The sequence below is a fragment of the Ruminococcus sp. RTP21359st1_H3_RTP21359_211015 genome, assembly GCF_040909065.1.
Taxonomy (GTDB): Bacteria; Bacillota; Clostridia; order Oscillospirales; family Ruminococcaceae; genus Hominimerdicola; species Hominimerdicola aceti.
This window is the reverse complement of the sequence record NZ_JBDGDD010000050.1, coordinates 1-12482: the sequence shown is the minus strand read 5'-3', so window position 1 is coordinate 12482 and position 12482 is coordinate 1. Positions and strand designations below refer to the sequence as shown.

Below are 12482 nucleotides of genomic sequence, written 5' to 3'. Positions count from 1 at the left end.
TGTGAACCATTTGTCAAACTTGTAAAGAATGCTATTGATTGGGTTTAATAGCATTAATAGAGCGTCAAATTCCAGTTGATATTTCACATATTTTAGGAAATTTAATAACTGTTATATTTGATTATCAAATTCTTCGCAAACCCTTGAAAATACTAAGTTTGTAGCAAGTGAACTTTCCCTTACTCTTTCCCTTGTGTTACATTTTCCCATTGCTTTTCATGAACCTTAATATGGGAAAAATTAAGGGAAAGAAAATTTCATAACACAATATAACATATAACAATAACGACATGGTGAACTGATTGAAATGTTTTCGATATTTAACTCTGTAACTGATTATCAAAAGAAAATGGAGATAAGATACGATGAGAACAATTTATGCAGAATATAATATAAACCACGATAGTATTGATGTTTACACAAGTGCTGGATATATGCTTCGCATTGATTGCTGGGAAGCTGAAAAAAATTTAAAAACCACATATGGATCAGAATGTGCGCTTACTTCATTGGCTGTGGATGAGCCTTTGGAATATGCAAGATTATATCTTGATGGCAATTTACAGATGTGGGTGGATACAGAAGATTCATTAGAACTTTATTAAGCAAGAAGTGAGATAGTGTTGTAGGGAGTTTCCTGTAGTTAAAGATACCACACCCGATATGATGAACCCACGCTTCTACACTACCAGCTATGATAAAAGAAAGGACAGCAATTTGACACTGCTGTCCTTTCTTTTATAAAATTGCAGTACACAGAAAAAAGCTGTAAAATGAAAAATATATTTGTCCTTGTAACAATTCTCGGACATTTGCCTGTTATACTATCTGCAAAAAGAAAAGGAAGTGATAATATGAAGCATATTTTAATTGTCGAAGATGATAATCTTTTGAATAAAACGCTTACTTATAATTTGGAATTGGACGGTTACACAATAACTTCTGTTCTGAATGCAAGGACAGCCGCTGAATCATTAAAAACAAACATTTTTGATTTGGTATTGCTGGATATAAATTTACCAGACGGAAATGGTTATGACCTATGCCGTCTTATCAAGCCAGAGCATCCTGATACAGTAGTTATATTTCTAACTGCCAACGATCAGGAAAGCAATCAGATACGGGGATATGAAGCTGGTGCAGTGGATTATATCACGAAACCTTTTTCGATTAGTGCTTTGCAGCGAAAAATCAAAGCCATGTTCGCTATGTTGGAGCATCACAAACCAGCTAAGGATATTTACGAGGATGGTAGCTTGTTTCTGGATTTTTCGGAACAATTTGCAAGTTTGAACGGGAAACCATTAGCACTTTCTGCGATGGAATATAAAATGTTGAACCTATTTCTTAAAAATCCGAAGCAGGTACTTACTCGCCAACAATTTTTAGAAAAACTGTGGGATGTTGATGAAAAATATGTAGATGAACATACCCTTACTACTTCTATCAGCCGTATTCGCAGTAAGATTGAAGCGGATGGCGACACATATATCAAAACGGTTTATGGTATGGGGTATCAATGGACAGGAGGCGAAAAGAAATGAATCTGAATAACCTTTCTGCTAAGAAAATTTGTAGACTGGTTAGTGCTGGCATGGTTTTCTCTATGCTGGTAATTACCGGTATTTTCGGCGGTATAATGCAGGATATACGAATTTTTATAGTGGGTGGAACATTGACACTCTGTGCGTTTTTCTGGATTTGGCTATTGGTGCTGATTTTTGGAAAACGCCTTTCTCATTTTACTTCTAATTTGTGCCGGACGCTGGACAACATGATTGATGGAAACGAGGAATTACAAAAGTCAAATGATAGTGAAACTCTTTTTGCCCGTATCAACCACCGCTTAATTCGGTTGTATGAGATTATGCAGAAAAACCGGCACAAGGTAGACATGGAACGACAGGAGCTTCAAATGCTGATTTCTGATATTTCACATCAAGTTAAAACGCCTGTCAGCAATTTGCAAATGGTAACGGACACACTTTTAACAAAGCCTGTTTCAGAAGAAGAACGGATGGACTTTTTACAAGGCATACGTAGTCAGACTGATAAACTGGATTTTCTGTTCCAAGCACTGGTTAAAACGTCCCGGTTGGAAACCGGAGCAATACGATTAGAAAAGAAAGACAGCAGCTTATTCCATACGCTTGCACAAGCCATGAGCAGTATTGTATATGCCGCAGAGAAAAAAGAAATTGCTGTATCCGTGGATTGCCCGGAAAATTTGATAATCTCCCATGACAGCAAGTGGACAAGCGAAGCCCTTTTCAATCTGCTGGACAATGCAGTAAAATACACTCCGTCAGGTGGAAAGATTTCTGTATCAGTGGTTCAGTGGGAAATGTACGTAGAGGTCAAAGTGACCGACACCGGCAAGGGCATTTCAGAAAGCAATCAGGCTGCCATCTTCCGGCGCTTCTATCGTGAGGAAGAAGTACACGATCAACAGGGTGTGGGAATAGGTTTGTATTTGGCTCGTGAGATTGTAACAAGGCAAGGGGGCTATATCAAGGTTGTTTCAGAGCTGAGGCAAGGCTCAGAATTTTCTATTATGCTTCCTGTAAGGTAAGATATAACCACTTTTTTTGAAATGTCCGAGCGTTGTAACATTTCACTCTGATTTTCGATAAAAATTTTTTCTATCTCGGACATTTGTGTAACATTTGTGGTTTACAATGGCTTTATCAACAGATAGAAAGCCTTGAAAGGAGCATTTGAATATGAGCATTTTACAAACAATCGACTTAAAGAAGTATTACGGCACAGAACCAAATATTACTCGTGCCCTTAATGGTGTAAATTTTACTGTGGAACAGGGAGAATTTGTTGCCGTAGTTGGAACTTCCGGCAGCGGTAAGTCTACATTGCTTCACATGATGGGAGGACTTGATACCCCCACTTCCGGCAGCGTGATTGTACGGGGAGAAGAACTCGCAAAAAAGAATGATGATGAATTGACAATTTTCCGCCGTCGTAACATCGGATTTATCTTCCAAAATTATAATCTGGTTCCGATTTTGAATGTATATGAAAATATCGTCCTGCCTGTGGAACTGGATGGCGATACAGTAGACCAGAAATTTATGGACGAAGTTGTGTATATGTTGGCTTTAGAAGATAAACTGGAAAATATGCCGAACAATCTTTCAGGCGGTCAACAGCAACGTGTAGCGATTGCACGAGCTTTAATTACGAAGCCTGCGATTATCCTTGCTGATGAACCGACCGGAAATCTTGATAGCAAGACCAGTGCAGATGTGTTAGGGCTTTTGAAGCATACCAGCGGAGAATTTAATCAGACCATTGTAATGATTACTCACAACAACGAGATCGCTCAACTCGCAGACCGCATTGTACGGATTGAAGATGGTAAAATTGTTGGCTAAAGGAGGTGGGAATTATGAATTATCCTTTTGAAAATGATACCAGTGCAGTAATTAAAAAATTAGCACGAAAAAGTGTGCGTTTTGATAAGAAGAAAAACTTATTTTGCCTTTCGGCAATTATTGTAGCCGTTGCTATGATAATGATGTCGTTGCTCACAGTGCAAAATATCATTTATCAAAATCAGAAAGAAATCGAAGGATTACATCAAGGGATTTTCTTTGACATTACGCAGGACAGTAAAGAAAAGTTGTTAGCAAACGAAGAAGTAAAAAGTGTAGGACTTTCCTGTAATATCAAAACAGTGAAAGAAAATTCTAAAGAACTGTCTCTGATTTATTATGATGATGACATGCTTAGTTTGATTCCTGCCTTTGACGGAAAATATCCAGAGAAAGCAAGTGAAATTGCTGTTACAGATGCCTTTTTTGCCAGTGAAAATAAGTCTCCGGAAATCAACGCCATAGTTCAGTTGAATCTGGATGGTACTTTGAAGAATTATACTATTGTTGGTATTTATCATGATAAAACTTCTACCGCTTATCCTGTTTTTGTTTCACTTGAAAAATGCCGGGAATTACGTGGAAATAACCTGCTTAATGGATATGTTTGGCTTGAAAATGCAGATACCCTTACAAAAGACGAAGCAACAGAAATATTATCTCAAATTTCAGAGGAGACTGGACTGAATAATTGGACAGTCAGCAGTTACTATGATTATGTAAATACAACTTTGTCCTTCAGTAATTATGCGGTATATGGTGTAGTTGCTGCCATTTTGTTTTTAGCTGCCGCACTTGTAATTTACAGCATTTTCTATATTTCGGTTGGACAAAAAGTTGCTGAGTTCGGACAGCTTCGGACAATAGGGGCAAGTAAAAAGCAAATTTATAAAATAGTTCTTAAACAGGGTTATATGCTTGCAGTTCCGGGGATTTTAATTGGTAGTATCATGGGAACGATCATCAGCTATTGTCTGCAATCAAAAGGCTGGTCAGTATTTGCATTTATTGTTTCTCTATGTGGCGCATGCCTTTTTGGAATACTGCTTGTTTATATTAGTGTTCGTAAACCAGCAAAAATTGCAGCGAATACTTCTCCAATTTCCGCCCTGAAAAATCCAGTGGGAATTGTAAATTACCGCACTCACAAAAGACATCGTATTACGCCTGTATATTTAGCGAAAATCAGCTTTTCCAGAAACAGAAAAAAATCTCTATTGACCATTTTATCATTGGGACTGTGCGGAGTTATATTTTTCCTTGCAGCAAGTTATCAGAGTTCTTTTAATGCCGAGAGTATGGCTCGTTATTGGGATATGAAGTACGGAGATTTCAAAATCAGCATTGATTTAGAAAACGAAAGTGAAAATTTGGATGCTCTCTTGCAGAAAGAATATTTTTCTGATTATGTAAAGCGTGTTGGAGATATAGAGGGAGTTAGCAATATATTTACTTATGCTACCGTACCAGTTGATTTCTCAACAGACAATGATATTTCAGATAGCACCTTGATGCTCGGCTATAATGAAAAGGATTTGGCGTCGCTAAATGCAGCGGTTTTGTCTGGAAATATTACTGATGATACAGAATTAGTTGTAAGTGATCCCGAACGTATTTATGATGTTTACCATTGGAAACCTCAAATTGGGGATACTGTGACCTTTAATTTCAAAAATCATAGTGGTAAAACAATAACAAAAGCATTCAAAATTGGTGCAATCACTTCCAGCAATGATGGAATGGGTGGCTATATTTTCAGAATGCCGGAAAATATGCTCAAAGAACTTGCAGGTTATGACTGTACATACGCAATCGAAATACAAGCAGAAGCTGAATATCAGGAGATAATCGAGCAAGAACTCAAATTACTCGTTTCTGACAATAGGGATGTTCGCTTACAAACCCTTCAAGATTTTATTGTAGAACACCAATCAGACAATCGTGCAGGTTTTACATTAGCTTATGCGATTGCAGCCATCTTGTGGATATTTGCGGTCATCAATCAAATCAATCTTACTGTGACAAATCTTTTATCACAGAAACAGGAAATGGGCACACTAAAATCTATTGGTATGACAAATAAGCAGTTGAAGCAAGCATTTATGATGGAAGGTCTTTTTACTACTTTGATTGCATTGCTTATAACTGCTGTTGTTGGAATCCCCGGCGGATATGCAATCGGTATATTTTTGAAAAATGCAGGCATGTCTACGGGATTTGTATTTCCGGTTGTTGCTTTTACTCTTTTTGCTGTTGCTATGTTTATGCTTGAAAGTTTGATGACAATATTGCTTATTCATTCATGGAAGAAGCAATCTGTTATTGCAATAATGCGAAATTGATGATAGAAAGCTTTTCATATCTCGGTCAGCTCCACAATTACATTACTCTGCTGATACAGCCAGTCCGTAAATTCTTTCGGGCTGGCTGTTCCTGTTTTTACAGCCTTTTTTCTCTGTAATACTTCTTTTCATACAGTAAATTTTCACTAGGCTGGTATGGAGTAATTTTACTGTCTATACAGTAAGTTGAAAATACTAATATGGTCTTTTTTCTAACCAAACTTTAAGATAACATCTAATTCCAACATATGCGCCCTGCGAAAGTACGAAAAGCAATAGAAGATTTACTGACAGTACTTTTTTGATTGATTCTCCAAAATAAATGACAATAGCAACACTTGTCAGTATCATTAGTAGAGTAATAACATCCCAACAGTTTTTCTTATATAATTCTATAACCTTTATTTCTATCAGTATCGCCAGCATCCCTGTTCCTGCCATACATATTCCTACAATCAATATTAGCAATAACCAATATACCATTCCGGCTATAAAAGCATTTGGAATTTTTGTACTAATCTGTGCCGCAGAATGCCCGGCATCAATCGTCCATCCGACAAAGGTTTGTATGAATGATGCTAAATCATTGAAGAATGATTTACAATCGACAAGGAACATATCTGACTGTACTGCCTGAAAAAGAGTGGTTGTCAACGAATACCATGCAAGAAGGAACAAGGTTGTTTGGAACATTACCGTTTTTGCTTTATACTGTCCTGCAAGTCGCTCTTTTTGTGTTTCGTATTTTGCTTTTGCATTCTGATAGGCTGTCCGGTTACAGGCTTCACATTTTTCATAGAGTACCGGCTTTTCTACCGGTATTTCTACGATTTTCTGATGTGTCCGGGCATAATCCCGTTCCTGTGTTAAATAGCATATTTTATCTTGACATTCCTCTATCATGACGTTTGCGCTTCGCAACTTCTCTTTCTCGATCCGCAATGCTCTGTCTGCCAGCTTCAAGTCGTTCTTTAATGCTTGAATATTCCCGGCTCTGTTCTCTTTGTTTAATTTCTCGTTCAAGGTCAGAGATTCGCTGAGCTGCGTCTTCAGTTCCACGATAAGCTGTTCTTTCTGTTCTAGTTCTTCTTGTATCTCCTCGGTCAAGAGCAGAAGTTCTTCCAACTGTTCGGCGTTCTTTGATTCTCTGGATTCGTTCATCTATATCACGTCCTTTCTCTATCTGCTGTTCCAGTTCAGCAATTCGGTGTTCTGTTTCAGTAATAAACTGTTTTCGCTGTTCAGCTTCTGTGCCAATTTCTGCCATTGCTGATTTTCGTTTTCCAAAAGCTCTATCTTCGTTTTCTGTTCTTCCATCTTGGAAAGCAGTTCCTCGGTATTTGGCAAAATGTTGAGCAGCTCGGATAACTCGTTGTTTAATTTTTGTAATTTCTGATTCTGTTTTTGCATAAGAGAGAGTTGAGTGTCCCGGTTCTGCATTTCCAGAATCATTTCTGCCATTAGGTTCTGCTGTTCTTCGATTTGACCAATCATGGATTCCATTAAGGGTATAATTTCCCGGCTTTCTTCTAATGTCATTTAATCGCTCCTTCCATAATGATAATGCACCCGATACTTTCCCAAAGGTGTTTAGTATCTTTTGCAATAACGTGTTTTGTTGTTTTATGATTTGATTTTCCGCTACTTTCCACGAGCCTTTTATTTCCTGCCCGGCAAAAAACTTTTGTTCAATCTTTCTTGCGTCAGCTCCTTCATGGATGGTAGGAATCTGGAGTTTTCCCTGCTTTTCATAAGAACGATGATCAACTTGATTATGCAAAGGCAGATGTTCATTACATACCTTTGCCCATTCACTCCGCCACAGTTTACAATTTTTTGGATTGTTCCATCCAGTAGCATCGGTCAGCACCCGTTTCCATTGCAGGCGGTTTCTTGCTCCAATCTTCTGAATTCCGTTTTCGTCTAATACAGGGATACGGATTCCATGACGGTCAGGGTTTTTCTTATCCTGCCACCAGTTCGGATGGGATTCATCAATCACGATATTTCCGTTTTTATCTCTGACAAAATCCCAATCCTTGACTTCTTTCTTTCCCCAAGAATGATCCGGGTTAAAAGGACGCATAGTTAGAAGCAGATGGACATGGGGGTTGCCATCCCCTTTGTCGTGGATACTCCAATCAGCGCACATTCCTCTATCTACAAAAGTTTTTTGGATATAGTCGGTTGTATATTGAATTTGTTCCTGTCTGCTCCATTCTTTGGGGAGGGCAAATTCAAATGACCTGCCAAGTTGGGCATCTGCATTTTTTTCAATCTTCAATACCTCATTCCATAACCTCTGTTTCTGAAATGTGATTTTGAATTTTTTTAAAGCAGCTTCTTTATCTTCTGACCTTTTGTATCGGACAGATTTTTGAAAGCGTTTTATATTTTCTTCTGGTACTATCTGCCATTCAGGAGGTGCGTTTTCGCACATCATCAGCCGGGTGTAGACCACTTCTTTTTTAGAAGTGTAATAACTGATTCTCCCTGTTTCCTCGTTTTTCATCACATCCCCATTGAGATATGCGGAAGCGGAGATAACAGATTTCCCTTTACTTCGTCCGACTATTTTGATTGTGTAATGAAAAATCGCCATGTCTGGATTCCTCCTTTCTGACGTATCCGGCATAGATTTCCGGCAACATTGCTTTCAGTTTTAGAAAAAGCAGCATTGCCGGAACTCCCTCTGCGTAAGAGTGCCCTGCGCATAGCAGCCTGCATGGAATGCGCCTCTCTGGCGAAGAGTGCCTCCTGCGGCATGAGCAGGTCTGGCTGAAAGCCCCGCCGACGGAACGAGCCCGGCAAGCGTGAGCGCAGACCGGTTGACACTTGTGGCAAACTTATTGGGACGACCTCTGGTTGTCCATAAGTGCGCCCTTCATGAAAAAGCAATGAAGGGAATGAAAAACTCATCCCCCCCCCGCCATTACACTTCCTCCATATCGGTATGTGTTTCTTTCTGCATTGCCTTTGAAAAAAATTTCCCATTGGCTTCCTGCTTTTTCAGAAAACCAATCAGCTTTGGGATGTCCTCTTCCTCGATAGGCGCACCGAGAACGGATTCCACCGCACCGCCAACCTGACAGAGCCTATGGGTTCGTTTTTTACTTTCTTCGGCTTTCTTTCGTTTCAGAAGTTCTTTCTTCTGTGCTGCATATCGTTTTGCTTTTTCAAGGCTTTCCTGTTCCTTCTTTTCCATTTCAAGCATTCGTTCTTCATAACTTTTTGTTGATTTTGCCATGATTACATTCCCCTTTCTTTTACAAACATAAGTTCTCGGTTGCGTATCAGAAGAAGCACATGGTATAATCTTCTTGCGTGTAGGTATATCATGGCTTCGGTCTGATAGAACCTTTGGCGGTTTCTTTGGAAGCCGCCTTTTTAATTTGCCGCAGTTCTTGTTACGGCTTTTACATTTCCTCTATCCCTCAAATCACGACCTTCATTCGCTTCCATAAACATTTCCAGAATATCGGTTTTAATCAGGACTTTGCGACCAACCTTTAATACTGGAAGTTTCTTCCATTCTACAAGCTGTCTTAAGGTGTTTCTGCCGATTCCCGTATAGTCAGCAGCTTCTTCGATGGATAATGCAATTTTTCTTTGCGTCATATAATCACCTCCTTATAAATTGCATTATGCAATTCTTGTGATGTAAGTATATCCTTTTCATATCTTTTTGTCAAGCGTTACGAAATATTAAAAATAATTTTTAAGTTGCATATTGCAATTACAGAAAAACAATGCTATAATTCATACATACCGAAAAAGGAGGCAGTCAGCATGAAAGATAAAGAACTACGCAAGCTGATAGGCAGCAGAGTAAAACAGCGCCGTCTGGAATTGAATCTGACACAGCCTTATGTCGCAGAAAAGATGGGTGTTACCGCTTCTACAATCCTGCGTTATGAGAATGGTTCGATTGACAATACGAAAAAAATGGTGCTGGAAGGTCTTTCGGAAGCACTCCATGTATCTGTGGAATGGCTCAAAGGGGAAACAGATGAATATGAAACCGACATTACGGATAAGAGAGAGTTACAGATTCGTGATGCGATGGGAGATATTCTGGAACAGTTACCGCTTGCCCTTACCAAAGAAGAAGATGCTTTTTCAAAAGATTTATTACTGCTGATGTTAAAACAATATGGTCTGTTTTTGGATTCCTTCCAGTTCGCCTGCAAAAACTTCAAGGGGAATGCTGGTCAGACGGATATTGCCAAAACAATAGGGTTTGAATCGAATGATGAATATAATGAGATTATGTTCTTAAGGGAAATCACTCACACCATCAATGCTTTTAATGAGATGGCAGACGTTGTAAGGCTCTATTCCAAGAAACCAAAAACAGCAGAACAAAGGCTTGCAAATCTTTTATCAGAAGTCTTATACGAAGATTCCGAATCGGTATAGTAAGACAACCGGAGTTATGATATACTTACACGCACGAAGCATTTCATCAGTTCCGATTGTCTAATATCGAAAGGAGACATACGATTATGGCAAAAGGATCTGTAAGAAAAAAGGAAAGAAATGGTACTACCGCTTCTATGTAGAGGACGCAAGCGGCAATCTTGTTCAGAAAGAATGCGTTGGAACAGAAAGCAAAAGTGAAACTGAAAAGCTGCTCCGTCAGGCAATGGATGATTATGAGAAAAAGAAATTTGTTGCCAAAGCGGAAAATCTCACAGTCGGACAGCTTTTGGATGTGTGGGCAGAGGAGGAATTAAAAACAGGTACGCTCAGCAATGGTACGGTGGAGAATTACCTCGGAACAATCCGAAATATCAAGAAACACCCATTGGCAGAACGGAAACTGAAAAATGTAACCTCTGAACATTTGCAATCCTTCTTCGATTTGCTTTCCTTCGGGGGAGTTCATCCCGACGGAAAAGAGAGAAAGGGTTACAGCAAAGATTATATCCATTCTTTTTCCGCAGTCATGCAGCAGTCCTTCCGTTTTGCAGTATTTCCAAAGCAGTATATTACGTTCAATCCCATGCAGTATATTAAACTGCGGTATCAGACGGATGAAGTGGATTTGTTTTCCGATGAGGATATGGACGGAAATGTCCAACCAATTTCACGAGAAGATTATGAAAGATTGCTTGCTTATCTGCAAAAAAAGAACCCAGCCGCAATACTTCCAATCCAGATAGCCTATTATGCCGGGCTTCGTATTGGAGAAGCCTGCGGTTTGGCATGGCAGGACGTAAATCTGGAAGAACAATGCCTTACCATAAGACGCAGCATCCGATATGATGGCTCAAAGCGCAAATATATCATCGGACCAACCAAGCGGAAAAAAGTAAGGGTTGTTGATTTTGGAGATACACTGGTAGAGATTTTCCGTAATGCCCGGAAAGAGCAGTTAAAAAATCGAATGCAGTACGGAGAACTTTATCACACGAACTACTACAAAGAGGTCAAAGAGAAAAACAGAGTGTACTACGAATATTATTGTTTAGACAGAACAGAGGAAGTCCCGACAGATTATAAAGAAATTTCTTTCGTCTGTTTAAGACCGGATGGTTGTTTGGAACTTCCAACTACTTTGGGGACTGTTTGCAGAAAGGTGGCAAAAACATTAGAGGGATTTGAAGGCTTTCATTTCCACCAGTTACGTCACACCTATACAAGCAACCTTTTAGCAAATGGAGCTGCCCCAAAAGATGTGCAGGAATTGTTGGGACACTCAGATGTCAGTACCACAATGAACGTCTATGCTCACTCCACAAGAGATGCGAAACGAAAATCAGTTCGGCTTCTTGATAAAGTGGTGGGCAATGACTAAAAAATTTCCCTTATTTCCCTTGTGATTATCTCATAAGGGCAAAAATAAGGGAAACTACATATCATTTCACTAATGGACAGGCGGGAAAGCCTATAAAATGGGGAAAGTTAGAGGAATAATTATATAAATTTCAGTTTGCAGAGTTATTCCAACTCTCCCTTTTTCCGCCTACGCTCAGGTTCATCCCTCAAACTTTCAAGGTAATCGTCAATCGTTCGGCTTGCCTTGTCTAAATCAGCATACTCTTTTTTGAGGTAGCGGTATTCTTCGTAGAGTTTTTCACGCTCCTCATACAACGCTTGTCGCTGACGGTCAAGCGAAGTTTCTGACGGAAACTTACCGTCGGGATACAACGATTTTAACCTACTGCCAACGCTCTTGTACTTTTCCAGTACAGGAGCGTTTTTCTTTGTATATTCTTTTTGTTTCCATACTGAAAGAGACTTGTACTTGTCATGATGCGGTTTACTGCGTTAAAATTGCCGGACAAGTTCTACCTGGTTTTGTCAATATCACTTGACACATTTTATTCGAACAAGAATTATGCAACGAGAAAGATATGATCATAGTAGAGCTTTCTTCGGGTTGACGGAGGCAGCCCGCCGTTGGCGGTGCAGATTCCCCACATACTTTCACAGCGTGCATTATCATGACATCTTCCGCCGGCACTGTTCATGCTTTGAATGATCCCATATTTCGGCTATTTCAACTTCCGTGTTGATAAATGTAAACTTTTTCAGAAAACAGGTTGTAATATATGACAATTTGGGATAAGACTGTAGACAAATGGGGCGATTAGCAAGCTGCACAGCATATAGCTAAGAAATATGATGATGATGGATATCTTCGCAAGAAGGAATAGCACAAACAAAAATAAGGCGCTGTAAAAAAAAGCGCAACAAAGCCCGTGGATTTCCTCGATATGGAAGCCCACGGGCTTTAATATATCAC

Annotated in this window: 13 protein-coding genes; 7 read left to right on the top strand and 6 right to left on the bottom strand. The window is 39.3% G+C overall.

All coding sequences use genetic code 11. The features are described 5' to 3' along the window. Positions 1-365: 365 nt before the first annotated feature. From AB5Z01_RS13095 to AB5Z01_RS13075, 5 genes are all read left to right on the top strand, one after another. Complete coding sequence (locus AB5Z01_RS13095; protein ID WP_006859036.1) at positions 366-605, top strand: DUF6061 family protein; 240 nt, start codon at positions 366-368, stop codon at positions 603-605. Between the two features lie 249 nt (positions 606-854). Continuing rightward, positions 855-1544, top strand: coding sequence for a response regulator transcription factor (locus AB5Z01_RS13090; protein WP_009265522.1), 690 nt, complete (start codon positions 855-857; stop codon positions 1542-1544). Next, entirely contained in the window at positions 1541-2572 is a 1032-nt protein-coding gene (locus AB5Z01_RS13085) for a sensor histidine kinase KdpD (protein ID WP_006859034.1), read from the top strand. Before AB5Z01_RS13090 ends, AB5Z01_RS13085 begins: the two co-directional genes overlap by 4 nt. A 151-nt stretch (positions 2573-2723) precedes the next feature. Beyond that, positions 2724-3389, top strand: coding sequence for an ABC transporter ATP-binding protein (locus AB5Z01_RS13080; RefSeq protein WP_006859033.1), 666 nt, complete (start codon positions 2724-2726; stop codon positions 3387-3389). A gap of 14 nt (positions 3390-3403) precedes the next feature. Next, on the top strand, positions 3404-5731 hold the full coding sequence (locus AB5Z01_RS13075; protein WP_006859032.1) for an ABC transporter permease: 2328 nt from the start codon (positions 3404-3406) through the stop codon (positions 5729-5731). A 195-nt stretch (positions 5732-5926) separates the two neighbouring features. Here AB5Z01_RS13075 and AB5Z01_RS13070 read toward each other — a convergent pair whose 3' ends face one another. The 5 genes from AB5Z01_RS13070 to AB5Z01_RS13050 form a co-directional block, all read right to left on the bottom strand. Beyond that, positions 5927-6634: a DUF6040 family protein gene (locus AB5Z01_RS13070; protein ID WP_008394183.1), complete on the bottom strand. Its 708-nt coding sequence runs from the start codon at positions 6632-6634 to the stop codon at positions 5927-5929. Then, entirely contained in the window at positions 6612-8333 is a 1722-nt protein-coding gene (locus tag AB5Z01_RS13065; RefSeq protein ID WP_368365593.1) for a MobA/MobL family protein, read from the bottom strand. The genes AB5Z01_RS13070 and AB5Z01_RS13065 overlap by 23 nt, the downstream gene beginning before the upstream one ends. Further along, positions 8303-8650: a hypothetical protein gene (locus AB5Z01_RS13060; RefSeq protein WP_320051460.1), complete on the bottom strand. Its 348-nt coding sequence runs from the start codon at positions 8648-8650 to the stop codon at positions 8303-8305. Before AB5Z01_RS13060 ends, AB5Z01_RS13065 begins: the two co-directional genes overlap by 31 nt. A gap of 13 nt (positions 8651-8663) precedes the next feature. Next, the gene (locus AB5Z01_RS13055) at positions 8664-8978 is read right to left on the bottom strand and encodes a hypothetical protein (RefSeq protein ID WP_005608351.1); all 315 of its coding nucleotides are present in this window, start codon (positions 8976-8978) and stop codon (positions 8664-8666) included. Positions 8979-9118: 140 nt separating this feature from the next. Further along, positions 9119-9349 (bottom strand): helix-turn-helix domain-containing protein, encoded by a 231-nt coding sequence (locus tag AB5Z01_RS13050; protein WP_004843519.1) that lies wholly within the window; start codon positions 9347-9349, stop codon positions 9119-9121. 171 nt (positions 9350-9520) lie between these two features. Between AB5Z01_RS13050 and AB5Z01_RS13045 the strand changes: the two genes are divergently transcribed. Both AB5Z01_RS13045 and AB5Z01_RS13040 read left to right on the top strand, forming a co-directional pair. Next, positions 9521-10150 (top strand): helix-turn-helix domain-containing protein, encoded by a 630-nt coding sequence (locus AB5Z01_RS13045; RefSeq protein WP_005608353.1) that lies wholly within the window; start codon positions 9521-9523, stop codon positions 10148-10150. A gap of 97 nt (positions 10151-10247) precedes the next feature. Then, positions 10248-11531, top strand: a complete 1284-nt coding sequence (locus AB5Z01_RS13040; RefSeq protein WP_368365594.1) for a tyrosine-type recombinase/integrase — start codon at positions 10248-10250, stop codon at positions 11529-11531. 541 nt (positions 11532-12072) lie between these two features. Here the strand turns inward: AB5Z01_RS13040 and AB5Z01_RS13035 are convergent. Next, positions 12073-12207, bottom strand: coding sequence for a hypothetical protein (locus AB5Z01_RS13035; protein WP_337795318.1), 135 nt, complete (start codon positions 12205-12207; stop codon positions 12073-12075). Positions 12208-12482: the final 275 nt, after the last annotated feature.